At 59.0% G+C, this 26,173-nt stretch carries 24 protein-coding genes; 8 read left to right on the forward strand and 16 right to left on the reverse strand.

What is annotated here, in order from left to right; genetic code table 11:
- Positions 1-26 precede the first annotated feature (26 nt).
- The 7 genes from DXT96_RS17370 to DXT96_RS17400 form a co-directional block, all read right to left on the reverse strand.
- The gene (locus tag DXT96_RS17370) at positions 27-1,022 is read right to left on the reverse strand and encodes a glycosyltransferase family 2 protein (protein ID WP_153515717.1); all 996 of its coding nucleotides are present in this window, start codon (positions 1,020-1,022) and stop codon (positions 27-29) included.
- Positions 1,022-1,966: a glycosyltransferase family 2 protein gene (locus tag DXT96_RS17375; RefSeq protein ID WP_153515718.1), complete on the reverse strand. Its 945-nt coding sequence runs from the start codon at positions 1,964-1,966 to the stop codon at positions 1,022-1,024. Before DXT96_RS17375 ends, DXT96_RS17370 begins: the two co-directional genes overlap by 1 nt.
- Positions 1,963-2,961 (reverse strand): glycosyltransferase family 2 protein, encoded by a 999-nt coding sequence (locus DXT96_RS17380; protein WP_153515719.1) that lies wholly within the window; start codon positions 2,959-2,961, stop codon positions 1,963-1,965. The genes DXT96_RS17375 and DXT96_RS17380 overlap by 4 nt, the downstream gene beginning before the upstream one ends.
- Positions 2,962-2,978: 17 nt before the next feature.
- Positions 2,979-4,160: a glycosyl transferase family 1 gene (locus DXT96_RS17385; protein ID WP_153515720.1), complete on the reverse strand. Its 1,182-nt coding sequence runs from the start codon at positions 4,158-4,160 to the stop codon at positions 2,979-2,981.
- Between the two features lie 25 nt (positions 4,161-4,185).
- A complete protein-coding gene (locus DXT96_RS17390) occupies positions 4,186-4,977 on the reverse strand; it encodes a family 16 glycosylhydrolase (protein WP_149901235.1) in 792 nt (263 codons plus the stop codon).
- A gap of 4 nt (positions 4,978-4,981) precedes the next feature.
- Positions 4,982-6,130, reverse strand: coding sequence for an acyltransferase (locus tag DXT96_RS17395; RefSeq protein WP_371418907.1), 1,149 nt, complete (start codon positions 6,128-6,130; stop codon positions 4,982-4,984).
- Positions 6,131-6,501: 371 nt separating this feature from the next.
- Positions 6,502-7,980 carry a lipopolysaccharide biosynthesis protein gene (locus DXT96_RS17400; RefSeq protein ID WP_153515721.1) on the reverse strand — a complete coding sequence of 493 codons (1,479 nt, stop codon included), beginning with the start codon at positions 7,978-7,980 and terminating at the stop codon, positions 6,502-6,504.
- A 117-nt stretch (positions 7,981-8,097) separates the two neighbouring features.
- Here DXT96_RS17400 and DXT96_RS17405 point away from each other — a divergent pair, with 117 nt between their 5' ends.
- Positions 8,098-9,063, forward strand: coding sequence for a glycosyltransferase family A protein (locus DXT96_RS17405; RefSeq protein WP_149901232.1), 966 nt, complete (start codon positions 8,098-8,100; stop codon positions 9,061-9,063).
- 50 nt (positions 9,064-9,113) lie between these two features.
- The gene (locus DXT96_RS17410; RefSeq protein ID WP_153515722.1) at positions 9,114-10,082 is read left to right on the forward strand and encodes a polysaccharide pyruvyl transferase family protein; all 969 of its coding nucleotides are present in this window, start codon (positions 9,114-9,116) and stop codon (positions 10,080-10,082) included.
- 174 nt (positions 10,083-10,256) lie between these two features.
- Here DXT96_RS17410 and DXT96_RS17415 read toward each other — a convergent pair whose 3' ends face one another.
- Both DXT96_RS17415 and DXT96_RS17420 read right to left on the reverse strand, forming a co-directional pair.
- Positions 10,257-11,249 carry a glycosyltransferase family 2 protein gene (locus tag DXT96_RS17415; RefSeq protein ID WP_149901230.1) on the reverse strand — a complete coding sequence of 331 codons (993 nt, stop codon included), beginning with the start codon at positions 11,247-11,249 and terminating at the stop codon, positions 10,257-10,259.
- Positions 11,250-11,358: 109 nt separating this feature from the next.
- Positions 11,359-11,637, reverse strand: coding sequence for an exopolysaccharide production repressor protein (locus tag DXT96_RS17420; RefSeq protein WP_149901318.1), 279 nt, complete (start codon positions 11,635-11,637; stop codon positions 11,359-11,361).
- A 339-nt stretch (positions 11,638-11,976) separates the two neighbouring features.
- On the opposite strand from DXT96_RS17420, the gene DXT96_RS17425 reads away from it, so the two are divergent.
- The gene (locus DXT96_RS17425) at positions 11,977-12,243 is read left to right on the forward strand and encodes a DUF6074 family protein (RefSeq protein ID WP_174374669.1); all 267 of its coding nucleotides are present in this window, start codon (positions 11,977-11,979) and stop codon (positions 12,241-12,243) included.
- A gap of 71 nt (positions 12,244-12,314) precedes the next feature.
- On the opposite strand, the gene DXT96_RS17430 is transcribed toward DXT96_RS17425, so the two are convergent.
- Entirely contained in the window at positions 12,315-13,211 is an 897-nt protein-coding gene (locus tag DXT96_RS17430) for a tetratricopeptide repeat protein (protein WP_153515723.1), read from the reverse strand.
- 135 nt (positions 13,212-13,346) lie between these two features.
- Complete coding sequence (rpsU, locus tag DXT96_RS17435) at positions 13,347-13,574, reverse strand: 30S ribosomal protein S21 (protein ID WP_006313768.1); 228 nt, start codon at positions 13,572-13,574, stop codon at positions 13,347-13,349.
- A 317-nt stretch (positions 13,575-13,891) separates the two neighbouring features.
- On the opposite strand from rpsU, the gene DXT96_RS17440 reads away from it, so the two are divergent.
- From DXT96_RS17440 to DXT96_RS17460, 5 genes are read left to right on the forward strand one after another with little or no spacing between them, the layout of a single operon-like run.
- Positions 13,892-15,145: a sarcosine oxidase subunit beta family protein gene (locus DXT96_RS17440; protein WP_149901227.1), complete on the forward strand. Its 1,254-nt coding sequence runs from the start codon at positions 13,892-13,894 to the stop codon at positions 15,143-15,145.
- Positions 15,145-15,555, forward strand: a complete 411-nt coding sequence (locus DXT96_RS17445; protein ID WP_153515724.1) for a hypothetical protein — start codon at positions 15,145-15,147, stop codon at positions 15,553-15,555. The genes DXT96_RS17440 and DXT96_RS17445 overlap by 1 nt, the downstream gene beginning before the upstream one ends.
- An 11-nt stretch (positions 15,556-15,566) precedes the next feature.
- Positions 15,567-15,881, forward strand: coding sequence for a sarcosine oxidase subunit delta (locus DXT96_RS17450; RefSeq protein ID WP_149901226.1), 315 nt, complete (start codon positions 15,567-15,569; stop codon positions 15,879-15,881).
- Entirely contained in the window at positions 15,878-18,838 is a 2,961-nt protein-coding gene (locus DXT96_RS17455; protein WP_153515725.1) for a sarcosine oxidase subunit alpha, read from the forward strand. The genes DXT96_RS17450 and DXT96_RS17455 overlap by 4 nt, the downstream gene beginning before the upstream one ends.
- Positions 18,831-19,385, forward strand: a complete 555-nt coding sequence (locus DXT96_RS17460; RefSeq protein WP_153515726.1) for a sarcosine oxidase subunit gamma — start codon at positions 18,831-18,833, stop codon at positions 19,383-19,385. Before DXT96_RS17455 ends, DXT96_RS17460 begins: the two co-directional genes overlap by 8 nt.
- Here the strand turns inward: DXT96_RS17460 and DXT96_RS17465 are convergent.
- The 5 genes from DXT96_RS17465 to glgA form a co-directional block, all read right to left on the reverse strand.
- Positions 19,382-20,434, reverse strand: coding sequence for a DUF2332 domain-containing protein (locus DXT96_RS17465; RefSeq protein WP_153515727.1), 1,053 nt, complete (start codon positions 20,432-20,434; stop codon positions 19,382-19,384). The genes DXT96_RS17460 and DXT96_RS17465 overlap by 4 nt on opposite strands.
- A 23-nt stretch (positions 20,435-20,457) precedes the next feature.
- Positions 20,458-20,946, reverse strand: coding sequence for a MaoC family dehydratase (locus DXT96_RS17470; RefSeq protein ID WP_149901222.1), 489 nt, complete (start codon positions 20,944-20,946; stop codon positions 20,458-20,460).
- A 54-nt stretch (positions 20,947-21,000) separates the two neighbouring features.
- Positions 21,001-22,956 carry a glycogen debranching protein GlgX gene (glgX, locus tag DXT96_RS17475; RefSeq protein ID WP_153515728.1) on the reverse strand — a complete coding sequence of 652 codons (1,956 nt, stop codon included), beginning with the start codon at positions 22,954-22,956 and terminating at the stop codon, positions 21,001-21,003.
- A 136-nt stretch (positions 22,957-23,092) separates the two neighbouring features.
- Positions 23,093-24,721, reverse strand: coding sequence for an alpha-D-glucose phosphate-specific phosphoglucomutase (locus DXT96_RS17480; protein ID WP_153515729.1), 1,629 nt, complete (start codon positions 24,719-24,721; stop codon positions 23,093-23,095).
- A 4-nt stretch (positions 24,722-24,725) separates the two neighbouring features.
- Positions 24,726-26,168 carry a glycogen synthase GlgA gene (gene glgA / locus DXT96_RS17485; protein ID WP_153515730.1) on the reverse strand — a complete coding sequence of 481 codons (1,443 nt, stop codon included), beginning with the start codon at positions 26,166-26,168 and terminating at the stop codon, positions 24,726-24,728.
- Positions 26,169-26,173 lie beyond the last annotated feature (5 nt).

The following is a 26,173-nucleotide window of genomic DNA, read 5'->3' on the forward strand; positions in this document are numbered from 1 at the left end:
GCGCAGATTTCGTCCACGCGCAAATTTCACGAAATCTGTCTTTTCACCCCTGTATTCGCCGCGGGTGCAAACATCGCCTCCCGCAACCTCCTCAGCCGCACCGCAATCGGCATTCGCAAATGCCCCAGCACGGCAGGATCTCTGATCGTGGTCTTCAGTGCGCCGATAATCGAGCGGCGCTTGATGTCTTCCACCAATGTCAAAAAATTATGCGCCAGCCGCAGGCTTCGGCTTCTGGCCTGTTGCGCATCCATAGCGGCGGGCAGCAACGCGTAATGGCTCAGAAACTCCTGATCCGCCCGTATCATCCCTTCGACGTGATGAATTTCGAGCACGCGCGAAATCGAGCCTTCGCGAATATTGTAGACATATCCCGGCGTCGGCTCGATGACGCAGAGGCCGCCGGCGGCGAGGGCCGAGGCGAGCAGGATATAATCCTCGCCGATGCGGATATCCTCGCGGAAACGCAGTCCCTCCATATTCAGGAAATCGCGCCGGAACATCGGCTTCATGTAACCGAAATTGAAGGTGGAGCGGAAAAGGATATTGGAGGAGATGAAGTCCTCAAGGGTGAGAACCGGGCGCTCTTCCAGGAACTCTTCCGAAAACATCGTCTCCATCGGCCTGCCATCGGTGTAGACGACATCGAGATTGTCGACCGCGATCGCTGCATTGGCGGCATCCGCCCGGCACATCATGCAGGCGGCGCGTTCGGGACGGATGACATCGTCGGAATCGAGCACGGCGATCCAGCGTCCGGTCGCGGCCTCGATGCCGGCATTGCGCGCGCCGCCCGGACCGAGGTTCTGTTCGAGCGCAAGCAGCCGGACACGCGGATCGGTGGCGGCAATGGTTTCGACGAGCGGAATGGTGTGATCGGCGGAGCGGTCGTCCACGACGATCACCTCCAGCGTTACACCCTGCTGGCCGAGCGCGCTTTGAATGGCGGCTTCAATGGTCTCGGCGGCATTATAGGCGGCGATGACGAAGCTGATATCGGGCTGAGATGCGAGGTTTTCCATCAGGTCGCCTCCACCGCGCCATATTGGCGGATTTCGCGCACGCCGAAGGCGCCGCTCATCGAACCCATATGCAGCGCGCCCCGCAGCGCATAGCGGTTGCGGCGCACGGCATTGAAACCGTTGAGCGCGGCAAAGACTGCGCAATAGAGCACTTTCGAGCCAGCCTTCAGCACCTGCATGACGCGACGTGCGCCGGGTTTCTTTTCAGCCAGCACACGGCCATGGGTCTGGCCGGAACGGAAGCGGCGTTTGGCAAGCCACATGAAGCTTGCGCGATTTTCCGGCACCGGTTCGGACAGCACGGCGTCTTCCGCAAAGACGATGCGGCCACCGGCAGCATGGAGATGCGAGAAGAAATGGGTATCCTCGCCACCGCTCTGGCCGAGCGCCAGCGCGAAGCGACGACCCTTTACCGATGGCGCATCCATCATGAGAAGCGTGTTGCAGGTGTAACCGGTGATGATCTCGCCATTGACCCAGACCGGGACTGTCGAGTGGAAATCACCGCGTTTCATCCAGCCTGGCGCATTTTCACGGTAAACCGCCGTCACCGGACCGAGAACGGTTTCCGCGCCGGTCTCGTCGGCCTTTTCCAGAAGGGCCGCCAGCCAATGCGGCGGGGCGGTTTCGTCATCGTCGATAAAGGCCAGATAATCCGCATTGCATTCCGACAGGCAGGCATTGCGTGCAATCGAAATATTCGATTTAGGGCAATGGACATAGGTAATCTCGAAAGGCGCGGTTTCGCGCAGGCGATCGACGCTTGCCCTTGCGCTCGGCTCCTCATCATTATCGGCGACGATCAGGCGAACAGTCACGCCTTCTGGCACCTCCAGCTCGAAGAGTGACAGAAGTGTGGCGACGAGCGCCGGGCGTCTGTAGGTGCAGATGCCGATATCGACGGTTTTCGAATCATGTGAGCCGGTGACGGTGTTGTCGATCATGAGACAGCCTTTCTTCCCCGGAATTTCAGGAGTTCCAGCCAGAAGCCGGTGGACCAGGCCAAGTGCATCACCATCGCCGAAACGGCGGCGAGCGGGCCGTATGGGTTTTTCTGACCTATTGCCATCCACAAGCCATAACCCAGACATGCGGCGATCCAGAGGCCGAGCGGAATAAGTGCTGCCCAATGCACGAGCGACAGCAATGCGAAGATGAAGACCGGCAGGACGGCGAGCGGAATTATCTGGCGAATTTTTGGGATCGACCGATGCTTCAAAAGGTTCTTCGCCCGACCGCGGCCATAGGCGAGATATTGCCTGAAGAGGGGCATGACGCTGGCGCGCGGATAATAGGTCATGCGGGTCTTGTCGGTCATCCAGATGCGGAAACCGGATTTTTGCAACCGGAAATCCAGTTCGGCATCCTCATTATGGCTGAAGTTCTCATCATAACCGCCGACCGCATCGAAAGCGGCAATCCGCATCAATGCGTGGTGGCCGTGGTCGATCCAGTGGCCTTTGGCGCCTTCGCGATGCTTGGAGCCGCCATTGCCGAGCTTGGAATTCTGGGCGATCGCCGTCGCCTTCTGGAACAGGCCGTGGCCGACCGTATCCATGGCGACCACGACCGAATCCGCGCCGGTGCGTTCGGCATCGTCGATCAGCCTCTGGCAATAATCGTCCGGATAATCGCCATGGGCGTCGATGCGGATCATATAGTCGAATTCTTCGCCGAAGGTGGCAACGGCAAGGTTGATACCTGCGCTCTGGATGCGCTTGGGATTGGCGAGAAGCGTGACGCGGTCATCCGTCGCCGCAAAGGCGGAAACGATATCGCGGGTTCCGTCCGTGCTGCCGCCATCGGCAACGACGATGCGGAAACGACGCCCCTGCATCGCGACGGTGAATTTGTTGAGCAGCCCCTCAATCGTCTTCGCCTCGTTGAGGCACGGAATGACGATCAGAGTTCTGATGCCGGAATGACCAAGACCTTCCATGATTTGCCCCCTACGCACTACACGGGTGAAAACTGCGCTTGCCGGGCATGGCCGGAAGCGGATTTGGTAAGCGAGGACAAGCGCTGGACCAGTTGACGGCAATCATCGCGGTCGGTCAGCCATTGTTTTTGATCCAGTACCGAAACGGCGCTGAAGGCGTTCCCATAGGTTTGCGGGTTCATTCGGTCGAACAGGGCGGCCAGATCGTCCGGCCGCGCGTTTTGCAGGACAAAGCCGATATTGCGCTTTTCGATGAAACGGGCGGTTTCCGTGCCGGCAAGCGCGATCGGCAGGGTGCCATAAAGGCAGCCTTCATAGAGCCGGTTTGGCAGCAGCCAGCTTGAATTCTGACCTTCTTCGAAAAAGTCGATCGCCCAGGTGAATTGCACCTCGTTATAGATTTCGGCCAGATCCTCTGGGTTTTTATAAGGCCCATGGAAGTGCACATACGGCGCGGCGGCCACAAAACCATCGAAATCCGCAAATTCCGAATAGGCCGGCCGGCCGCGCAGGATGATTTCTACCTTGCCATCCATGCGCCTTGCGAAGTCGGCAAGGATTTCAAGCGACTTGCGGCAGCGAAGCGCACCGAACCAGCCGATTTTCCACGGTTCGCCGGAGGCAGGCGCACGCGGTTGCGGGGCCGTCCCAACGGTGACATCGAGCGCCAGCACCTTGTTTTCCTGCAGCAGCACGGGGAGGTTAAGGCCGGAGACCGGCTTGAAATAATGCTCCACGAAAGCGGGGGAACTCGTCACCAGCAGCTTGGCGTCGCGGGCGAAATAACGTTGCGCCGCATTCAGCAATTGCCCCGGCTTGCCCTTGTTGAGAAGCAGGCGGTGAATGTCGAGACATTCGTAAACCAGCGCCGGCTGCCGGGCATAGATCGACATGGCACGCTTTGCCAGCGCCAGCATTTCCAGATTTCTGGCTAGAATGACGTCGGGGGTGGGGATGCCGCTCAATGTCTTGCCGAGCGAGAGGCTGGCTTTCACCACCGCCGCCATACGCTGCAGAAACTGACCGTCGGCGGTTTCCCCAAGCACGACGGGTACGACGCCTTCAATCTCCGCCAGCCGGTTCTGTCCGCGCCGGAAGCCAGCCAGCGTGACCCGCGCCCCACCTGCAAGCAAGGTCAGCACCCGCCGCCGAATGGCGGGGTCCGACAGATCATGCGCGAGATAAAGAACATGGGTCATGCGGGGTTCCGGTGCAAAAGACGGATCAGTTGAGGGCACAGGCGATGGATTCCGAGAACTGGCATTTGTCGCCGAGCGCCGTGAAGGCGAAACGGTCGACGGTCATCTGGGTCGCGCCCGCATAAGAAAACCTGCCCATCCAGTCCTTCAGCGTGTCGGTTCCCCACAGGCTGAAGAAAATCTTCTGGGCGTTTTGCGGGATTTTCGTCTCGTCCGTCACTTCGTGGACGAGCTTGCCATTGACGTAGTAACGCAGGCGCTGCGGTTCCCACACGAAGGCGTAGTCGTTGAAGCCGGCATCGGCGCCGCCTTCCACCGGCACCAGTTTTTCATTGCCGCCCTTGGCGGAAATATACTGGTTCAACTGGACCTGACCCGTGTTCCGGCCCAGAACCTCGAAGTCGATCTCATCATGCGGCTTTTTGTCGGTCGGGCCGATATAGGTGAAGAAGGCGGAGTTTAGCCCGGAGCCGGTGGCGGCTTTCATCCGTGCTTCATAGGTGCCGTAGCGATAACGCCCCTTGGTCTGGATTTCACCGCAGGCGAAATTGCGCTCGCCGGCCTTGGCTTCTTCGAAACCAAGCGTCAGCTGGCCATTTTCCACCGTCGCCAGCTTCTTCGACCAGGTGCAGTTCTGATGCGCCCCGTTGTTCCAGCCGTCGGAGACATACCAGAAGGATCTGTCCATCTGGTCGAAGTTTTCGATGAAGGATGTGCCGTTGCCTTCCTGCGCGTGAAGCGGTGCCGCAAAAGCTGTGGCGGAGAGGGCGGCGGCAAGAAGAATGCGTGTCTGAACGCGGGTGACAAATGTTGTCATTGGTTCACCTCTGTCGTTGCGAATAAAGCGTTTCGGATGTGGGCGGGCCGATCATGGCGCTGCGTTTGGCCGCGAAATCGGCATTCGTCCTGCGTTTGCCGTTTCGGCTTCCGGTGAGCACGCCATAAAGGGACGGCAGATATTTGCGGGTCTGGGCGTTGCTGATTATCAGAATGACGAAGGCGGATAGCGTCGCGCTGATGTAGAAGGCAGGGTAGAAGTCCGGCCCGCCCTTGTTCCACACCATCCACATGATGACGAGCAACGGGTAATGGGCGCAGAATATCCAGAAGCTCAGGCTTCCGGTTTCGGCAAGGCGCTGGCCAAGCCGGCTGCGGATCAAAAGCGAGGAAGATACCCAGAAACCGAGCGCTCCGAAGACAGCGAGCAGATTGCGCGACATGTTCAGCCAGAAGGTGAATTCCGGGCCGGTGAAATAGAGGCCCGTCGCCAGCGTCACTGTCGCTGCAAAGGTCAGCGCCATGATCGGCAAGGCGTAAGGATCGAGCGCCTTTACATCGACGCGGTGCAGGGCAAGCGCGATGCCGAGCGAAAAGCTGAAAAGGATGGATTTTTTCTGGACGATGAAGATCGTCAGGTCGGGCATGGCGGTGATGAAGAGCAGTATGGCGAGCGTTGGCAGCGCGAAGCGGCGCATCAGAAACGCGAGCACCGGCGAAAGCAGGATGCAGACGAAGAGATCGCGCAGGAAATAAAGCGGCACATTCACCGGCAGCTCTTCAAGTGCGGTGCCGTGGCTGATGATTTCACGCGGGCTGGCGTTCCACAGGTCGGGGAAATAACCCACGCCAACGTCGAAGAGCTGGATCAGCAGCACGGCGGCAAACAGCGCGCCGTTCCAGAGAAGGAAGGGCAGCAGCACGGTTTTCGACTTGGAGCGAATTGTAGCCGGATAATCGAAGCCACTCATGCCGCGGCGAAACAACAGGTAACCCGAAATGGCGCTGAGACAGGGCACGCCGATGCGAAACAGCGCATCGCCCAGAAAAACGCGCAGCCAGTCGAAGAAGCCGTAAAGGCCAAGAAACGGGCTGGTCTCGGCATCGTGCGGCACATGGACGAACACGATTCCGGAGATCAGCAATATGCGCATCAAATTGATACGGGAGGATAGGTTCTGATCGACAGTCACATCAGTCACCCCTATTTGGCAGCGTCCACCCACGCCGCGTTACAACCAGAGCGAACGTAAGTCCGCTTTGGAAAGTCTGGTTTCGACATTGGGATAAAATGTGGCGACGCGGGAAAAACACAAGCTTAGATTTTGCGGGTGATTGTCTGGCGTTTCAGTCATTCTTTCTGTCATAAAAATTTAAGTAGCTGAAATTAATTGAATTTATTAGATTTCAAACGCCGTTAAAAATCGCTGAAGCGTGTGAATTTGTCATTTGTCGTGATGTTGCAGCGCAAAATAATGGTTTTCCTGTCCCGTTGCGACAGGCGAATCCGCAGTGGGAAGGCGTGGTTCACGGCGGAAATGAGGCGCATTTTCGGGTGGGTTAACTAACTTTGGGTTGCAGTCCCCCGCGTCCGCCGCGATTTTACCATTCCAAGGATTTTTCCGAGCAGTGCGCGTTCGGTCAGCAGGATCAGCACTGCATAGATGACGCCGCCGACGGCGGCACCCACAAGAACCTGAAGGGTGGCGCTGGGGATACGGTCTGCAAGGACATGAAGCAGATAGCGCACCGAAACCGCCATGATCAACGCCGCGATCATCGGCCGGCTGCTGACATAGAGACCGCGAAAAAACGGTGTATCGCTCGCCTTGAATACGGCCCAGGAATAGGCGACCAGCGTCACTGCATTGACGATGCAGAGCCATACCATGGCATCGACCAGCGTGCCGTAAAGTGCTGCGAGCCAGACCGCAAGTGTGGTGACGATGGCGCGGATCGTCGCTGACCAGAACAGCACGCGGCCATAACCCGCACCCTTCAAATAGGGGATAAAGGTGCTGCATGGCGTCAGAATGGCCTTCGATAGAGCCAGAAGACCGAGAACAGGCCAGGCATAAGCCCAGTTTTGCCCGAAGATGACCAGCATGGCCGGTTGGGCGACGGCCCAGAGGCCGAACATCATCGGCGCAAGCAGCACGGTCAACACCTGCGTGCTGAACATCAGGGCATCGCGGCGGCGCTGCGGATCGTCCATCATGCGGCTGAAGGCAGGAAACAGAACACCCATGACGGCGGACAGAACCACCTGGTTGGGAATGCTGGCAAAGCGGTTGGAGGCGGAATAAGCGCCGGCATCAGCAAGGCCGAGATGCCGGGCAATCACCACCATCGGCGACTGGAAAGTGACGAAATTGGCGATTTCCGACCCCATGAGCCCGGAGCTGAAGCCGAGAAGCGGCACCAGACGGCGCGGTTTCATGACGAAACGCGGGCAATAACGGGAAACGGCGTAGAGCCCGACAAGCCGGATGAGGGCAGCCGCAAAAAGCTGGATGATGAGCGCCCAGACGCCGAAGCCGAGAAGCGCCATCGCCACAGCGACCACCGCCGCGATGCTTTCCGACGCCATGCTCCACAGTGCGTCCTTGCTGAAATTCATGCGCCGGGCAAGCAGCGAATAGGCGACATCGCCGGCGAGCTGCAACGGAATGAGGAAGGCCATGATGCGCAGCAGATAGGCGCTTTCCACAGCCCCCAGAAGCCCGCCGAAAAATTCCGCGAAGATGTAAAGGACAGCGGCCATGGTGCAGGAAATCGCCAGATTGGCCCAGAAGACGGTATGGATCGTATCCATATCCTCTTCCTTTTCGACGATCAGCGCCGAGGTCAGCCCGGCGCCGGCGATCATGGTCAGAAACTGTACAACCGTAAGTCCTACCGCCACCACGCCGAATTCTTCCGGCGAAAGCAGTCTTGCGAGAATGGGGACCGTGACAAACTTAAGCCCGAATGTCCCTGTTTTTGACAGAACGCTCCACCCCACATTGGTGGTGATGGTCTTTACATTTGGAGCTGGGGGCATACAAGCATCCTGTTTCTGGAGGCCGGCGGGGAGGATCGCCGGTTGGGAGTTGCCGATACCATCGGGCCGTTTTCAGGATCGGCCCGACACTTCTTGATCAACGCAAGGGGCGAAACAATGGCAAGATTTACTGTCGTCATTCCCTACTACCAAAAGCAGCACGGTATCTTGGGACGTGCACTCGCATCGGTTTTTGCGCAGACTTACCAGGATTTCGATCTTGTCATCGTCGATGACGAATCGCCATATCCGATCGAAAACGAACTTGCGGAACTTTCGCAGGGTGAGAAAGACCGGATTCTTGTCATTAAGCAGGCCAATGGCGGGCCGGGCGGTGCGCGCAATACCGGTCTCGACAACGTGCCTGGCGGCACCGATTATGTCGCCTTTCTCGATTCTGATGATATCTGGACGCCTGATCATCTGCAAAACGCGGCCTCTTCGCTCAAGGCGTTCGGCGGTGAATGCTACTGGGCATCCATGCAGGCAAGTGACGAATTTTATTACCATTTCGCCATTTCCGAACTGGAAAAAAATGAGGGTGCCGCAAGGCTTTCCGAGCGACCGCTGGTGATCGAACTGCCGGATCTGGCAAGCGTCATGCTGCGCAACTGGAGCTTCCTGCATCTCTCCTGCATGGTCATCGGCCGTCCGCTGTTTGAAAAGATCCGCTTCGATCCGGCGCTCCGGTTAGCTGCGGAAGACGTGCTGTTTTTCTGCGATTGCATCCTTGCATCGAAACGGACGCTGCTGTGTGACGATGCCGGCGCAATGCGCGGCATGGGCGTCAATATCTTCCACAGCATCGACAATTCCTCGCCGGAATTCCTGCGCCAGCAGTTCAATACATGGGTGGCGCTTGACACTCTGGAGGAACGTTTTGCGCGCCGGCCGGCCGATGTGGCATCGATTGCTTCCTATAAAAACACGGCCCGCAAACAGGCGCTGTGGAGCCAGGCGGGCAATCTGAAACGCCGCAGGGTGCCCGAATTCGGGCTGCTCCTGAAGTGGGCAATGCGCGATCCCGCACTTCTTCGCGCCGCTTTTGAGCTCGGCGCGGGCAAAATCGTCCGGACAAGATGAGCGAATTCTCGCCTGCAAGAATTTATATGTTTTCACCCAGGAGTGACCTCATGAAACCTTACCACTGGGAATCGCATCACGGCAATTTCGGCGATGATCTCAATCTATGGCTGTGGGACTTTCTGCTCCCCGGCCTGCGCGACGTGCATGACGATGTGATGCTTGTCGGCGTCGGCACCGTTCTCAACGACACCCTGCTGCCGGTGAAACAGCGCAAGCTGGTCATCGGCAGCGGTTATGGTTATGGCACGGTGCCGGATACCAGCACCGGGTTCTGGGATATTCGCTGCGTGCGCGGCGAAAAAACCGCCGCCAAGCTCGGGCTGGCACCGGAAATGGGCATCGTTGATCCCGCCGTCATGGTCACCGAGATGCCGGACTTCAAAGGCCTGCCGAAACTCCACAAGAAGACCTTCGTTCCCCATTGGGAATCGGCGGAATTCGGCATGTGGGAAACGGTGTGCGAACCAGCCGGGCTGACCTATCTCGACCCGCGCGGCGAGGCGAAAGCGGTCATTCGCGCCATCGCCCAGTCGGAATTCATCGTTGCCGAATCCATGCATGGCGCCATCCTTGCCGATGCGTTCCGCGTACCGTGGGTCGCGGTCAGCACATCGCCGTCGATCAACAGCTTCAAATGGAGCGATTGGGCAGGCACGGTCGGCGTGGAATATCAGCCGCGTTACGTGCCTGTTTCCACCCGTGCCGAGGCGGCAAAAAAGGGCTCGCGCTTCTGGGGCATGAATTTCCCGCCGCCATCAGCTCCCGTCATTGCCGAGACCGGCTCAGTCCCGGCGCATGAAGGCCCGGCGCATGAGGGCGATGTGCTGGTGCGGCCGCAGGAAACGCAATCGCGGTCACTACGCAAACTGGCAAAGCAGGTGCTGGCAGCCCCTTCCACGTTGGCGCTCTGGCAGGCAAGCCGGGCGGAACCGCGTCTCAGCCCGGAGGGCAGGCTGGAGGAGCGCAAGGAGCGTTTTTCCGCCGTGCTGGAAACGATCAAGCGGGATTATCTCTAAAGGCGGATTGCCTGGTCACCCCGCATTAGATCCGGGGTCCAGCGCGATCAAGTCCTTGATCGCAAAAGGCTCTTTCCACGGCGCGGACGCGCCGTGGCTGGACACCGGTATCCGGGTCCGGCATGACGGATGAGAGGATATCTTGCCATCATTCTCGCGGCAGGACGTTTTCCCTCACGAGACCGGCGTGCCATCCAGAAGATAACGGACATCCCGTACCGGCTGCGACGGTTTGCGGAAACGGGCGGTCTTGTCGGTCAAGATACCGCGCGTGATGGCGGGCAGGGCCGGCAGACGCGCAAGAGCGTGGGTCAGCGCGCCGCCCATGCCTTTCTGCTTTTTCGCATCGAGAAAATGGCGAAGTTCGAATTTGGCGCGGATATGTTTTTCATGTTCTCGAAGGATCGCCGCCTCGTCGGCGGACAGCCTGCAGCCGGCGAGGATGGTCCTGTCCGCCTCGTATAAGCGGCGAAGATCCTCGGTACTGTGGCGACCGCTCAGCGAATTGCCGCGTACGATCGCGCCGTAACCGCAGTGGCGGATGACCTTGTAACGCGCACCGGCGGCAAGAGCGCGGGTGTACAGTTCATAATCTTCGCCAAGCCGCAGGGCCTCGTCATAAAGCAACGCATGTTTGTCCAGAAAATCGCGGCGTATCACCGGTTTAAGGAAGCCGGTTTCCCCACGCTCCACGCCGGGCCGGGAAATATTGCCTTCCACGAATTCTGTAAGTGACAGAAACCGGGCCTCAGGTTCGAAGCGGGCCGGTTGCATGGACGATGCGCCCGGAACCGATTGCTGGATGAAGGCAATATTGTCGGCGACAAGGTCCCAGTCGTCATCGGCGAGCATGGCGGTGAAGCGGCCGCTGAAAAAGAAGTCGTCCGCATCGAGAATGCTGATAAGCGGCGCAGATGAAATCGAGATAGCATGGTTGCGGGCAGCGGAAGGTCCGCGATTGACCTCGAATCGCACCACCCGCAAGCGACCTGTACCGTCATCCGCCGCATGCGCCACATCGCTCGTCGTGTCGGTGGAACCATCGTCGATTACGACGACTTCACCGACCTCCGGTTCCACAAGGGCGGAACGGATGGCGATATCGATCGTTTCGGAGGCATTTTTTGCAGCGATGATAACGCAAATGGGCTGTGAACCACTCACCATGGGATGTCCTTCTGCTTTGACGACCGTCAGGATTTGGCCAGCAGAAAGTGTCAGGGGTGTGGATGCAAGCGATTTTTTTGCGACGCAATAAAAGCCGATGCTTGAAAGCTCACATATCGGTCAGTTTCGCGCCATGCGGCGGGGCGCTTTTTGCCGTCTCCGGCGTCATGGTTTCAGCGCTGCGCTCATGCGCGAATGTCTCGCGCAACCGGCGTTTTTCGCGGGCGACCAGAACCAATATCGCAATAAAATAACCGACTTGCAGAAGGACGGCGCAGATGAGGGTCTGGATGAACGCCGTATAGAACGACCCGTGAATGAAATATGTAGCAACCGCAAAGGTAAGCAATGCACCTATCATGCTGAAAAAAACACGAGGTGCATACATGGTGCTCTCCTCCCGAGAACGATTTCTCCGTTTTTGGCTGCGCTGCGGCATTTTTTTTCTTTGCAAGAAATATACGATGAGACCGGTGTTGTTTCAACACACATATACTTCTTCTATCTGGCGCAGCATGAAATTTCGGTAATCTTGATTGGTAAATTCCTTGGTAATCGATGATTTCCCTCCGTCGGGTCTGTTTTGAAACCCGGTTTCCGGCTTCGGGCAGGCATAGAATCGCTCTTTGATCGGCTATTGTGGGCTGTCTCCGCCACCCTGCAGACTTCGTTAACCATCTCGCCTTTAAAAAGTCGGTATTGATTCCTCGAAGAGCAGGGTGCCCGCGTGACGACGAGTTCAGAAGTAATCGCCTTTCCGGCAAAGAACCGCATTGCCGACGTAAAACGGTGTGCAACCATGCTTGACCGTCTGCATGGTGTGGAGGCGAATGATTTCTGGCGCAGGGAGTGCCGTGAACTGGCCGCCTATCTGACAGGATTAGGCTATGAGGACGCCGCCATGCGGCGCGAGGTCATGGAATTTCAAAACGCGGTACAGGCGGAATTGTGGGCGGGCGATGCTGCCCCTGAGGCACGTCGCGACAGCCATTAAGGCCTTAGCGTTTTTCATAAAAAAGCCGGCAGGTGTCGCACCGCCGGCTTTTTTGTTAGTGCCTGTCGCGATCAGGAGGCGCTGGCGCCGCGTGTGCGGGCAACGCCATCGAGCGCCGGCTTGTATTTCGGATCGAGCCGCGCCGCATGGGAATAGGACTTGGCGGCCTTGGCCATCTCACCGCGCCGCTCATAGACCAGCGCCTGGTTGGCCCAGGATTCTGCGATATTGCCATCAAGCGAAATAGCGTGATTGAAATCCGCGAAGGCGTTTTCGTCGTCATTCAGCGCGACATAGGAAAGGCCACGGCCGTTATAGGGTTCCGGCGAGGTGGAGGACAGGGAAATCGCCTTGGAGAAGTCCTCGATGGCCTGGGCGTGCTGGTTACGCAGCTGGTAGATCAGGCCGCGATTGTGCCATGCGCGTCCATCGGTGGTTTCAAGCTGGATGGCGCGGGAGAAATCGTCGAAGGCTTCGTTGACCCGTCCCGACTGCCGGTAAAGATTGCCACGGCCGATCAACGCCACATCGTAGCTCGCATTGATCTGCAGGGCGGCGTTATAATCCTGCAGGGCCTGCTGCTGCTGACCGGAGTTGCGATAGACGAGCGCGCGGTTGGCATAGGCCTGATAGAAGCGCGGGTTCAGCTGCAATGCCTTGTTGAAGTCTTCGATGGCGCGGCGGGAATCGCCGGCGCGGCCGTAAGCCGAGCCACGGACATTGTAGCCTTCCGGATCCTGCGGATTGGCGTTGATGACCGAGGTGAGCGAGGCGATGTTTTCCTGCGAGCCCTGGGCGCGGTCGATCCTGAAGACATCTTCCGTCTGGTTGGATGTCGCGCAACCGGAAAGACCGGCCAGCACGGTGCAGACGACCAGAGAAGCACGAAACCCTCTGTTGTTTTTCAATGGCACCCGGCGCGTGGAGGCATCGGAGTTTTTCACAACACAGGCATCGACAACGATCATTCGGTGTGGGTTCCCTCGCAGGCCGGTCTCATAATCGTTGTCCCACGATTTGTCTCCGACCACAAACACAAAGAGCGGCGGCGAATTGATCGCCCCCGCCCAACAAGCATTCAAAAACGTCCAAAAGACGGCCTATTAACGGCTCGCGCGCGGGGCCGCGATCAGACCTTCGCGCTGTGCGCGCTTGCGTGCCAGCTTGCGAACGCGGCGAACGGCTTCAGCCTTTTCGCGGGCGCGCTTCTGAGAGGGTTTTTCGTAATAATCGCGCATTTTCATTTCACGGAAAATGCCTTCGCGCTGCATCTTTTTCTTGAGGGCGCGAAGCGCCTGATCAACGTTATTGTCGCGGACTAGTACCTGCACGTTAAACCCGTTCCTTTAGCTTGGTTATCTTGCTGTGCGAATAAAGGCATTCGCAGGCAAACAAAAAATCGTTCGCTTGGCTTTTTAGCCGTGCGATTGGTGTCGTGCATTATCAGATCATTTACGCCAAGTCCAGCCGATAACCCGCAAACAACAGCTAAAATGCGACCCCTCCGCCAATCCCGCGGTCATGTCGAAACAAAACCATTGCGGCGTCGCAAAATGGATATTGCCTCCCATCTCGATTTGCCATGTGTATGATACGGGCCGGAACTATGCTTCCGGTTTCTGGCCGGTTCTTGAGGAGCAGATTGCGAATGCGCAAATATTCCGTTTTTGCCGTGGCGCGCGAGGCGCTCAGGGGTCATAAAGGGTGGGATGCGCAATGGGCATCACCCGAGCCGCGCAAGGATTATGATGTCATCATCATCGGCGGCGGCGGTCACGGTCTTGGTGCGGCCTATTATCTTGCCAAGGAACACGGCATCACCAATATCGCGGTGCTGGAAAAGGGCTGGCTTGGCGGCGGCAATACCGGGCGCAACACCACCATCATCCGCTCCAACTATCTCTATGAAGAGAGCATGGATATTTACGAGCATTCCCTGAAACTGTGGGAAGGCCTGAGCCAGGATCTCAATTACAACGTGATGTATTCGGCGCGCGGCGTGATGATGCTGTCGCACAATATTCACGACCGGCAGTCTTTCAGCCGGCACATCAATGCCAACCGTCTCTATGGCATCGACAATGAATGGCTGACGCCCGAACAGGCCAAAGCCTATTGTCCGCCGCTCGATATTTCCGGCAATGCGCGTTATCCGATCAACGGCGCAGCACTCCAGCGCCGTGGCGGCACGGCGCGTCATGATGCGGTGGCCTGGGGTTATGCCCGCGCCGCCTCTGATCGCGGTGTGCACATCATCCAGAATTGCGAGGTCACGGCCATCAGGCGCGGACCGGACGGGGCAGTGACGGGCGTCGAAACCAATCGCGGTTTCATTGGCGCCAAGAAGATCGGCGTTTCCGCCGCCGGCCACTCCTCGGTTCTCATGAAGATGGCGGATGTGCGGGTGCCCCTGCATTCCAACCCGCTGCAGGCGCTGGTGTCGGAACCGCTAAAGCCGATCTTCCCTTGCGTCGTGATGTCCAACACGGTGCATGCCTATATTTCGCAGTCCGACAAGGGGGAACTGGTTATCGGTGCGGGCACCGACCAGTATAATTCCTATTCCCAGACCGGCGGCCTGCAGATCATCACCCATACGCTTGATGCCATCTGCGAGCTGTTCCCGATCTTCCGTCGCGTCAAGATGATGCGCCAATGGGGCGGCATTACCGACAACACACCGGACCGTTCCGCCATCCAGAGCGTGACGCCGGTACCGAACCTCTTCGTCAATTGCGGCTGGGGCACGGGTGGTTTCAAGGCGACACCGGGTTCCGCCAATCTTTTTGCCCATCTCATCGCCCGCGGCGAACCGCATCGCCTTGCCGCCGGGCTGACGCTTGACCGGTTCCGCACCGGCCGGCTCATCGATGAGGCCGCCGCGGCCGCGGTGGCGCATTGATGCTGGCGGCGGCTGTGCTCGCGATCAATATATCCGGCGCGGCCGCGGTCGTGCCCGTCGGCAGCATCATTCCCGAGGCCGAGGATTTTCGCAGTCAGAAAATTGCGAAGATGCAGGGTGAGAAAGACTGGCCTTTCGTGGCGGAAAAAGGCCTGCTGCTGTGTGCTCCAAGTCTCGCGGACAAGATGGTCTATTTCGTCGGCGAGAAGGAGGATGGCGAGCAGGATTATCCCTTCGCGATCGACACCGACATGATGGCGGTAGCCATCGTCAATATGGGCCGGGCCTCGGCGCTACGCCCCTTCGACAATTTCGCGCAGCTTCTGACGCGGCTTTCCCCCTTCGTGGCGATGGGAAAGCGGCTATGTGACCAACCAGCCGGAAGCGTCCTTCCGGAAAATTCTCTGTAGGTGGAACGACGATGCTTCTGATCCATTGCCCCTATTGCGGCGAAGACCGTTCCGAACTGGAATTTCGCTGGGCAGGCGAAGCCCATATCGCACGGCCGGAAAACATCGCCGATATTTCCGACGAGGCTTTCGCGGAGTATTTCTTCATCCGCGACAATGACAAGGGCCTTGTTTTCGAGCGCTGGCGCCACATTCACGGCTGCGGCCGGTTCTTCAACGCCGCACGCCACTCCGTCACCGACAAATTTCTCATGACCTACAAGGCTGGTGAACCAAAACCGGATGCCGAGACGGTTCTTTCCGCAGAAAAGGGAGCGGCGCGATGAGCGGCGATTATCGTATCAAGGGTGCAGGTCGCCTCACCCCCGCCAGAACCGCGCGCTTCACCTTTGATGGCAAGATTTATTCCGCGCTGGAGGGCGACACGGTTGCCTCCGCGCTTCTGGCAAACGGCGTGCATCTGATCGGCCGTTCGTTCAAATATCACCGGCCGCGCGGTTTTCTGTCTGCCGGACCGGAAGAGCCGAATGCGCTGATCGACGTCTCGCGCGACAGCATGCGCAAACAGCCGAATGTGCGCGCAACGGTGCAGGATGTGTTCGACGGCGCGATCATCGCCTCGCAGAACCGCTTTCCGTCGCTGTCCTTCGATATCAGCGCGATCAACGACTTTCTTTCGCCGATGTTTGCGGCTGGCTTCTACTACAAGACTTTCATGTGGCCGAAGGCTGCGTGGCACAGGATTTATGAACCGATCATCCGCCGTGCTGCCGGTCTTGGCAAAGCGCCGGGCGAACCAGATGCGGATCATTATTCCGGCCGTTACGCGCATTGCGACCTGCTGGTGGCTGGTGGTGGCGTTGCCGGTCTGACGGCTGCGCTGGCTGCGGCGAAAACCGGCGTCAGTGTCATTCTGGTGGATGAGAACGCCGAAATCGGCGGCGCGCTGCGCTTCGACACGGGTGCGGTTATTGATGGTCTGCCCGGCTATGAGTGGGCGCAGAAGGTTCTTGCTGAACTGAAATCCCTGCCTAACGTTCGTGTTCTGACTCGCACGACAGCCTTCGGTTACTACAACCACAATTTCGTGGCGCTGGCCGAACGCGTAACCGATCATCTCGCCACGCCCGCCAAACACCAGCCGCGCGAGCGGCTGTGGCAGGTGCGTGCCAAAAAGGTCGTTCTGGCGGCAGGTGCGATCGAGCGCCACATGGTCTTCGCCAATAACGACCGTCCCGGCATCATGCTGGCGTCGGCCGCGCGCACATATCTCAATCACTACGGGGTGGCTGTCGGCCACAATGTCGGTGTCTACACCGCCCATGATTCGGCCTATGAAACGGCTTTCGATTTGAAGAAGGCCGGCGTGAAGATTGCCGCCATCGTCGACTGCCGCGAAAACCCGGATCGGCTGCTGCTGGACGAGGCACGGGCACTCGGCATCGAAGTGCTGGCGGGCCACAGCGTTTATAATACGGCCGGCCGTCTGCGTGTGTCGTCCATGACCGTTGGCCGCAATGGCGGCTCCAATAAACGCAAGATCGCCATTGATGCGCTCGTCGTTTCCGCCGGCTGGACCCCGTCTGTGCATCTCTTCTCGCAATCGCGCGGCAAGCTGAAGTTTGACGCGGCTAACCAGCGCTTCCTGCCTGATATCCATGTGCAGGACTGTGTTTCTGTCGGTGCCTGCAACGGCACGGACGATCTCTCCGCACTGATTGCCGAGGCGGCCGCTGCCAGCGGTTCCGCTGTGGAGTTTTCCGGCGAAAATGCCCGTGGTTGGACCGGCGGCATGATCGGCGCTGCCGAGGGCGCGGGTGAAGGAACCGGGGTCAAGGCCTTCATCGATTTCCAGCATGATGTCTGCGCCAAGGATATCCGCCTTGCAGTGCGCGAGGGCATGCATTCCGTCGAGCACATCAAACGCTTCACCACCAATGGCATGGCGTCGGATCAGGGCAAGATGTCCAATATGCACGGGCTCGCCATCGCATCCGAAGCGCTGGGTCGGGATTTGCCCAAGGTCGGTCTCACCACCTTCCGTCAGCCCTATACACCGGTCACCTTCGGCACGCTCATCAACCATTCGCGCGGCGCGCTGTTTGATCCCACCCGCAAGACGCCGATGCACGAGGAAGAGGCGGCGGCAGGTGCGGTGTTCGAGGATGTCGGAAACTGGAAACGCGCCTGGTTCTTCCCGCGTGCGGGTGAGGACATGCATGAAGCAATCAACCGCGAGTGCAAGACGGTGCGGGAAAGCGTCGGCATCTTCGATGCTTCCACCCTCGGCAAGATCGAGGTTGTCGGCCCTGACGCGGCGAAGTTCCTCAACCTCATCTACACCAATGCCTGGGATACGCTGAAACCCGGCCGCTGCCGTTATGGCATCATGACCCGCGAGGATGGCTTCGTTTACGATGACGGCGTTGTCGGGCGTCTTGCCGAAGATCGTTTCCATGTGACGACGACCACGGGCGGCGCGCCGCGTGTTCTCCAGCACATGGAGGATTATCTCCAGACCGAATTCCCCGATCTCAACGTCTGGCTGACATCGGCCACCGAACAATGGGCTGTCATTGCCGTGCAGGGGCCGAAGGCGCGGGAAGTAATCGCTCCCTTTGTCGAGGGTATCGACCTTTCGCCGGAAGCCTTCCCGCATATGGCGGTGGCCGAGGGCAAGTTCTGCGGCGTGCCGACGCGGCTCTTCCGTGTGTCGTTCACGGGTGAGCTTGGTTTCGAAATCAATGTCCCGGCTGACTACGGCGCTGCCGTCTGGACCGCGATCCGCGAAAGGGCCGAAGCCGTTGGCGGTTGCCTTTATGGCACCGAGACCATGCATATCCTGCGTGCGGAGAAGGGCTACATCATCGTCGGGCAGGATACCGATGGCACGGTGACGCCTGATGATGCCGGGCTAAGCTGGGCGGTTTCGAAAAAGAAGACGGATTTTGTCGGCATTCGCGGTCTCAAGCGCTCTGATCTCACGCGCTCCGGCCGCAAACAGCTGGTGGGTCTGAAGACGAAGGACAGGCTGATCGTTCCTGAAGAGGGCGGACAGATCGTCGTCGATCCGAACCAGCCGAAGCCCATGACCATGCTCGGCCATGTTACATCTGCCTATTGGTCAGAAAACCTCGGCCACTCCATCGCTTTTGCGCTGGTAGCGGATGGCAGGGCGCGCATGGGCGAAACGCTCTATATCCCGCTCGCCGATAAAACCATTGCCGTCGAGGTGACCGACATGGTCTTCCTCGACAAGGAAGGAGCCCGTCTTAATGGCTGATATGCTTCACGCAAAACGCAAATCCGTGCTTGAGGATTTCCGCGGCGGCTCGCCCTTCGTCTCGCTTAAACCTGCCGCTTCCGCGTCGCGGCTGTCGCTGCGCGCACGGGAAAGCGCCGTGCCGGCCCTTTCGGAAGCGCTTGGTCTTGCCTTGCCCACCAGCCCCAAAAGCGCCGTTACGTCAGGTCTGCGCTCTGCTCTCTGGCTCGGCCCGGATGAATGGCTGGTGATCGATCAGGGTGAGAGCGACCTGACGGCAGTACTGGCCTCCGTCCCCGGCCTGTTTTCGGCAACCGATGTTTCCCACCGCAACACGGCTGTCATCGTCTCCGGCCCCGGCGCGGAAGCGGCGCTCAATGCCGGCTGCCCGCAAGATCTTTCGCCCGCAAAATTCCCGGTCGGGGCCTGCTCACGTACCGTTTTCGGCAAGGCGGAAGTGGTGCTGTTACGCGTCGCGGACGACACGTTCCGGGTGGAATGCTGGCGCTCCTTCGCCGAGTATGTCGGCGGGCTGCTGCAGGAGGCGGCTGAGGACGTGACGGTTTAAATTCGCTGGTTTTTCCAGCCGCGCCATTCCACCCAACGCCCATGAAAATCGGCGCGGCCGATTTCCTGCTTATCGCCGGTCGGCCAGATTTGCAGGGTAATTGCGGCGCTGCCGGACGTCTGGTCCGCTTCCATCTGCAGGCGGGCAAGCGGAGCCTCCGGTGTAGCGCGGGCGCCTGCCTCGGCAATCAAGGCTTCTCCGGTCTGCTTCAAGGCGTCCGGCAAATATTGCCAGGCGACGGAATGATAGATGACATGGGTGACGCCCGAATGTTGCGTGGCGAGGCGACGTTTCAGCCAGTCGATCGCATCGGCCTTTTCGACGTGCAAGCCGTTCTCCACCGCAATCTGTAGAGCCGCTGCCGTTCGCTCCAGCCTGTCGGTCTGATCGGCCCAGACATAGGACATCAACCGCAGACGATCTTCGGCGGATGACGGATCGAGCGGGTTGAGATCGCAGCCGGCGCGCTCGATGACCTCAATTCGACGATCGGGCGGTGGAGCGTTTCCGCGCCATTCGGGCGAAAGAAAGACATCCGACTTCTCACCCCATACAAGGTCGCCCAGTCGATACTGGTAACGGTCAAATTGCAGGTTCAGCCCGGCGCTGGCGCCAACTTCCGAAAGCGCCAGCGGCTTGCCGGCAAGTGCTGCAATCGTCAGAAACCCCGGCAGCAGCACTGCGGAACGACGAACTTCGTTGGTCTGTGGCGGTGATTTCAACCTCTCGAGGATAAAGGCCGCGTGAAAGCGCAACGCATTTTCGCAGGCTTGCCACAGCGTATCCTCGTTTTCGGGTGGGATATCGACAAGCGGCGCGATCTTGTCTTCAATGGCAAGCGCATGCAGGGCGCCCGCCAGCCGCAGGGGCACGGAATCGCCGGAGGGGCCAACATCACCCGGCCAGGAGAGGATTTTCTGGCCCACTTCCGTCTGGCGGTCCAGCCGCGCCGAGACCGCGCGGCAAAGCCGTGCGGTAAAGGGCGAGCCGAGGCTGTCGCAAGCCCTTGCCTGAACGAGAAACGCATTTCTTGCGGCTTCATCATGCATCCGGTCTCTCCTTGGTCCGTGGGTCAGATATCTTCCGGCCTGTCCTCCGGATTGAACTGGGTGATCGTCGTCCAGCGGGCGGTGAGCGCCGGCTTTCTTTCGTTTTCGATCTCCACCGTCACATCATAGGTCGTCATCAGCATGGCGGCGCCGCGAAAGCGGGCTTCCGCCAGGATGAACCGGCCGCGCACCCGCGCCCCACATTTAACCGGCGCGACGAAACGGACGGCGTCGAAGCCGTAATTGAGGCCCATGATCTGTTCGCGAATAGGGGGCACGGCGTCGTAATAGAGCGCCGAAAGCAGAGATAGCGTCAGGAACCCATGCGCGATGGTGCCACCAAAAGGGCTTTCCGCTTTGGCGCGCTCCGGGTCCGTGTGGATGAACTGCTCGTCCAAAGTTGCCTTTGCAAAAGCGTCGATCATCGTCTGATCGACGACGATCCACTCGGAAACGCCCATTTCCGTGCCGACGAGACTTTTAATCTCCGCCAGCCCTATATCCTTTGCCATCTTGTCTCTTTCCGGTTGCGTCGCACGCCATATAAGGGTGCGAGGGCCAGGCGATCAACCGCGCAGATAAAACACCACCGAACGGGCAGGCAGGAAAGCGGGATTGCCAAAATCCGTGCCGATAGCTTTCCAGCCATTGCCGGGCAAGGTAAAGGGCACAATCTCCCGGCTGCGGTTGATGAGCACGGCGAGTTCGACCTCGTTTCCACTCTGACGATCGGAGGTGGAAAGCACCATGGCGAAGGCTGTCCCGTCCGGCCTTTCCCAGTCTGAAACCGTCATGGGTTCGCCGCCGGGAGCAAGCCACGCCACATCGTCCTTGCCGGAGAAAAATGCGGCTTGCGAAAAGACGTCGAAGCGTTTGCGCAGTGCGGAAAGAAACGCGGTGTGGTCGATCAGTTCCGGGGAAAGCGATGACCAGTCGACCCAGTTGATCTCATTGTCCTGACAATAGGCATTGTTGTTGCCCTGCTGGCTGCGGCCACACTCATCGCCGGCAGTCAGCATCAATGCGCCGCGGCTGACGAAAAGCGTGGAAAGTAGTGCTTTCACATCCGCAAGGCGCGCGGCGACAATGGCGGGATCATCGCTTCGGCCTTCGACGCCGTTGTTCCAGGAATGATTGTCGTTATGGCCGTCGCGATTGTTCTCGCCGTTTTTTTCATTGTGCTTGTGGTTGTGGCTGACGAGATCGAACAGCGTGAAACCATCATGGGCGGCAAGGAAATTGACGGTGCGGCTGTTTGAGCGACCATGGCGGGAAAAGATCGGAGACGACCCCGACAGCGCATTGGCGAGCGCCCCGGTGGTTCCCGCATCGCCGCGCCAGAACCGGCGCATGTCGTCACGGGCGCGGTCGTTCCATTCCAGAAAGCTTTCGGGGAAATTGCCGAGCTGGTAACCGCCGGGGCCGATATCCCAGGGTTCAGCGATCAGCACACGGTCGTGAAGCACTGCGTCCGAATGCATGGCCGCAAGCGTTTCGCTGGCCATATCGAAGCCATTGGCCGTTCGGCCGAGCACGGGTGCGAGATCGAAACGGAAGCCGTCAATACCGGCATTCAGGACGAAATGCCTGAGCGCATCGATGATGAGCTGGCGCACATAGGGGTGGTCGCAGGCGACTGTATTGCCGGTTCCGGTATCATTGACCAGCACACCGGGTTCTCCCGGCGGGTGACGGAAGGCGGTAAGATTGTCGAGACCACGCAACGACAAAATTGACCCTTCAATGTCGCTTTCACCCGTATGGTTGAAAACCAGATCGAGAATGACACCGATGCCTTCCGCGTGCAGCGCGGCCACCGTGTCGCGTAATTCCCTCACACCGCCGGGGCAAAGGCGCGGATCGAGCGCCATGAAGCCGACCGGGTTGTAGCCCCACGCATTGGAAAGGCCAAGCGGCGGCAGGTGGCGCTCGTCGATCCAGGCAGTGATCGGCATCAGCTCCACGGCATCCACGCCGATTTTTTTCAGATGCGCGATGATGGCGGGATGAGCCAGCGCCGCGACGGTGCCCCTGATGTTTTCCGGTACCTCGGGATGCAATTTGCTGAAGGATTTGACCGCGAGTTCGTAAATCAGTCCGCCTTCGGCAAAAAGCGGCGGTTGGCGTTTGAGCGGTTCGTATTGCGAAAGGATCGCCTTGGGCATGATACCGCCCGTTTCTTCGCCAAAAGCGTACAGGGCCGGATCATGCCGGAAGGGGCGGTCGATCTCGGTGGCATAGGGGTCAAGCAGCAGTTTTGATGGGTCGAACCACAGGCCATGTTCCGGGGCGTAAATTCCGTGGGCGCGGTAGCCATATTGCGTGCCGGGACCGGCATCTGCCACCGTCAAACGGTGAATATCATCTTCTCCGCGTTTCATTGGCAGACGGGCAGTCTCTTTTTCACCGGCTGCATCAAAAAGGCAAAGATCGATCTGCGAAGCGTGCCGGGAATAGACAGCGAATTCCGCTCCGTTTTCCGTCTGGGTTGCGCCTTTGGGGAAAACGGGTGGGTTCTGCATGGTCTGTCTCTCCGGAGGGGATGGTGTTTCTCCTCCGGAACGGAGAAGGTAGAGGCAAGGCCGAATGAGGGGCGATTGCAGCGTCCCTCATTCCAGTGGCGTCTCGTGCCCGAGGTGGCGAGCGGGCGGCAAGTCCTCAGGTAATGACGCTCGGTTCGTTGCGGCCGGTATGGGCCTTGATACCGGCGATCGTATCGGCAACGGAAATCAGGTCGGCGAGCGCCTCCTGTGTTTCGATGCCGTGACGGGCCGTATCCGCCTCGTAGCGCTCCACGTAAAGCCTGAGCGTCGCGCCTGCCGTGCCGGTGCCGGAAAGGCGTAGCACGATGCGCGAACCGCCTTCGAACAGGATGCGGATGCCCTGATTTTTGCTGACGGATTGATCGACCGGGTCGAGATAGGCGAAATCATCCGCAGCCGCGACTTTCAGATTGCCGTAGCTGGTGCCGGGAAGTGTGGCGAGTTTTTCGCGCAGGATGGCGACCAGCGTGTTGGCGGCGTCCGAATCCACTTCTTCGTAGTCGTGGCGGGAATAATAGTTGCGGCCATATTCGGCCCAGTGTCTGGTGACGATGTCTTTTACGCTTTCCTTGCGGGCGGCGACAATGTTCAGCCAGAACAGCACGGCCCAGAGGCCATCCTTTTCACGCACATGGTTGGAGCCGGTGCCAAAACTTTCTTCGCCACAGATCGTGACTTTGCCGGCGTCCATGAGGTTGCCGAAGAATTTCCAGCCGGTCGGCGTCTCATACATGCCAAGCCCGAGCTTTTCGGCGACGCGGTCGGCTGCGGCACTTGTCGGCATGGAGCGGGCAATGCCGGCAATGCCGGCGGCATAACCCGGCGCGAGCCGGGCATTGGCGGCGATGATCGCCAGACTGTCGGACGGGGTGACGAACATGCCTTTGCCGACGACCATATTGCGGTCGCCGTCGCCATCGGAGGCCGCGCCGAAATCTGGGCCTTCCGGGCTCATGACATCGTCATAAAGCTCCTTGGCGTGCACGAGGTTGGGGTCGGGATGGTGGCCGCCGAAATCCGGAAGCGGCGTGGCGTTCCTGACCGAGCCTTTCGGTGCGCCCAAGCGCTTTTCGATTATTTCTACGGCATAGGGGCCGGTGACGGCGCTCATGGAATCGACGACGACCTTGAAGCCGCTGGCGATGAGAGTGCGAATGGCCGCGAAATCGAACAGTTCTTCCATCAGTGTGGCGTAGTCAGCAACCGGGTCGATCACATCGACCGTCAGCTCATCCACCTTGAAGCTTCCCACCTTGTCGAGATCGATATCGGCGGCATCGGAAATCTTGTAGCTGTCGATGACCTTGGAGCGGGCATAGATCGCGTCGGTGATCTTTTCCGGGGCGGGACCGCCATTGCCGATATTGTATTTGATGCCGAAATCTTCGTTCGGGCCGCCCGGATTGTGGCTGGCGGAGAGCACGATGCCGCCGAAAGCCTTGTATTTGCGGATGATATTGGAGGCGGCGGGCGTGGAGAGAATACCGCCCTGACCGACTAGCACCTTGCCGAAACCGGCAGCGGCGGCCATCTTGATCGCCTTCTGGATGACTTCGCGGTTGTAATAACGGCCATCGCCGCCGATCACCAGCGTCTGGCCCTGAAAACCTTCAAGCGCGTCGAAGATCGATTGGATGAAGTTCTCAGCGTAATTTTCCTGGGCAAAGACGGGCACCTTCTTGCGCAGCCCGGATGTGCCGGGCTTCTGGTCCTGATAGGGCGTCGTCTGAACAGTCTTGATCATTGTTTCAATGGCCTTTCGAAATAAGCTGGCTGTAAAGCGCGGCGTAGAGACCGGCGCTTTTTTCCCAGGAAACATCGGATTTCATGCCGAGTTTCTGCATTTGTGTCCACAGTTTCGGTTCGTGGTAATAACGCACGGTCCGGCGGATCGCCTGTTTGAGACCGTCGAGCGTAACGGGGGAAAATTGCACGCCGGTCGCCGCCTTGCTGGCGAGCGCGGCGTGATTAGCGTCGATTACGGTGTCGGCAAGGCCGCCGGTGCGGGCGACAACCGGAATGCAGCCATAACGCAGCGCGTAAAGCTGTGTCAGCCCGCAGGGCTCGAAGCGTGAGGGAATGATGATTGCATCGCAGCCCGCCTGCATGAGATGCGATAGCGGCTCGTTATAACCGACGGCAACACCGACGCGGCCATGGTGACGGGATGCAGCCGCAAGAAGCGCGCCTTCCAGTGCCACTTCGCCCGCCCCCAGCACCACAAGCCTGCCGCCGAGGGAAACGATTTCGTCCACGGCTTCCGCCATGAGATCGATGCCCTTCTGCCAGGTGAGGCGGGAGATGATGCAGAAAAGCGGGCTGTCATCTTCATCGATACGAAAATGTTCGGCGACCGTCTTCTTGTTCAGGGCGCGGTTCTTAAGATTGGCGGCGGAATAATTGTCGTGGATCAAATGGTCGGTGGCCGGGTTCCAGACATCGGCGTCTATGCCATTGACGATGCCGTGCAGCACATGGGCGCGGCTGCCGATCACCCCTTCCAGTCCCATACCGAATTGCGGGGTGAGGATTTCTTCCGCATAGGAAGGGCTGACGGTGCTGAGTGCCGTCGCCGTCTGCAAACCGCCCTTGAGGAAGCTCACATCGTTATAATATTCGATGCCTTCCATGCCGAAAGCATGCGCGGGCAATTCAAGTTTGCTGAAGATATTGGCGCCGAACTGACCCTGGAAGGCAATGTTATGGACGGTGAGGAGACTCGGAATTTCCGGCGTTTCGGCATAACGCATATAGACCGGGGTCATGGCGGCCTGCCAGTCATGGGCATGCACCATATCTGGCCGCCAGCCGGGAAGTGCGCCGGCGGCAATCCGGGCGGCCGCCAGCGACAATGCCGCAAAACGTTTCCAATTATCAGGATAATCCTTGCCGGTCTGGTTGAGATAAGGTCCGCCGGACCGCTCGTAATAAGCGGGTGCATCGAGAATGAGGAGATCCAACCCCTCATGCCGCACCTCGAGCACGTCGGCTTTTTCACCGAGCAAATCGGAAAATTCGAAACATTTGACAGGGTCCGTCACGGCGGCTTTCACCGCCGGATATCCGGGTATCAATGTGCGCGTTCTGACGCCATGGGCTTCGAGCGCGATGGGGAGCGCGCCGGCAACGTCGGCGAGCCCTCCGGTCTTGATCAGGGGATAGATTTCGGATGAAACCGAAAGGACATTCATGGGCT

The organism is Agrobacterium sp. ICMP 6402 (assembly GCF_009498615.1).
In the GTDB taxonomy this organism is placed as follows: Bacteria; Pseudomonadota; Alphaproteobacteria; order Rhizobiales; family Rhizobiaceae; genus Agrobacterium; species Agrobacterium burrii.

Bases quoted from the DNA above. Each gene is read 5' to 3' on its own strand.
- DXT96_RS17370 (WP_153515717.1), bottom strand. From the start codon at position 1,022: ATGGAAAACCTCGCATCTCAGCCCGATATCAGCTTCGTCATCGCCGCC.
- DXT96_RS17375 (WP_153515718.1), bottom strand. From the start codon at position 1,966: ATGATCGACAACACCGTCACCGGCTCACATGATTCGAAAACCGTCGAT.
- DXT96_RS17380 (WP_153515719.1), bottom strand. From the start codon at position 2,961: ATGGAAGGTCTTGGTCATTCCGGCATCAGAACTCTGATCGTCATTCCG.
- DXT96_RS17385 (WP_153515720.1), bottom strand. From the start codon at position 4,160: ATGACCCATGTTCTTTATCTCGCGCATGATCTGTCGGACCCCGCCATT.
- DXT96_RS17390 (WP_149901235.1), bottom strand. From the start codon at position 4,977: ATGACAACATTTGTCACCCGCGTTCAGACACGCATTCTTCTTGCCGCC.
- DXT96_RS17400 (WP_153515721.1), bottom strand. From the start codon at position 7,980: ATGCCCCCAGCTCCAAATGTAAAGACCATCACCACCAATGTGGGGTGG.
- DXT96_RS17405 (WP_149901232.1), top strand. From the start codon at position 8,098: ATGGCAAGATTTACTGTCGTCATTCCCTACTACCAAAAGCAGCACGGT.
- DXT96_RS17410 (WP_153515722.1), top strand. From the start codon at position 9,114: ATGAAACCTTACCACTGGGAATCGCATCACGGCAATTTCGGCGATGAT.
- DXT96_RS17415 (WP_149901230.1), bottom strand. From the start codon at position 11,249: ATGGTGAGTGGTTCACAGCCCATTTGCGTTATCATCGCTGCAAAAAAT.
- DXT96_RS17420 (WP_149901318.1), bottom strand. From the start codon at position 11,637: ATGTATGCACCTCGTGTTTTTTTCAGCATGATAGGTGCATTGCTTACC.
- DXT96_RS17430 (WP_153515723.1), bottom strand. From the start codon at position 13,211: ATGATCGTTGTCGATGCCTGTGTTGTGAAAAACTCCGATGCCTCCACG.
- DXT96_RS17440 (WP_149901227.1), top strand. From the start codon at position 13,892: ATGCGCAAATATTCCGTTTTTGCCGTGGCGCGCGAGGCGCTCAGGGGT.
- DXT96_RS17445 (WP_153515724.1), top strand. From the start codon at position 15,145: ATGCTGGCGGCGGCTGTGCTCGCGATCAATATATCCGGCGCGGCCGCG.
- DXT96_RS17450 (WP_149901226.1), top strand. From the start codon at position 15,567: ATGCTTCTGATCCATTGCCCCTATTGCGGCGAAGACCGTTCCGAACTG.
- DXT96_RS17455 (WP_153515725.1), top strand. From the start codon at position 15,878: ATGAGCGGCGATTATCGTATCAAGGGTGCAGGTCGCCTCACCCCCGCC.
- DXT96_RS17460 (WP_153515726.1), top strand. From the start codon at position 18,831: ATGGCTGATATGCTTCACGCAAAACGCAAATCCGTGCTTGAGGATTTC.
- DXT96_RS17465 (WP_153515727.1), bottom strand. From the start codon at position 20,434: ATGCATGATGAAGCCGCAAGAAATGCGTTTCTCGTTCAGGCAAGGGCT.
- DXT96_RS17470 (WP_149901222.1), bottom strand. From the start codon at position 20,946: ATGGCAAAGGATATAGGGCTGGCGGAGATTAAAAGTCTCGTCGGCACG.
- glgX (WP_153515728.1), bottom strand. From the start codon at position 22,956: ATGCAGAACCCACCCGTTTTCCCCAAAGGCGCAACCCAGACGGAAAAC.
- DXT96_RS17480 (WP_153515729.1), bottom strand. From the start codon at position 24,721: ATGATCAAGACTGTTCAGACGACGCCCTATCAGGACCAGAAGCCCGGC.
- glgA (WP_153515730.1), bottom strand. From the start codon at position 26,168: ATGAATGTCCTTTCGGTTTCATCCGAAATCTATCCCCTGATCAAGACC.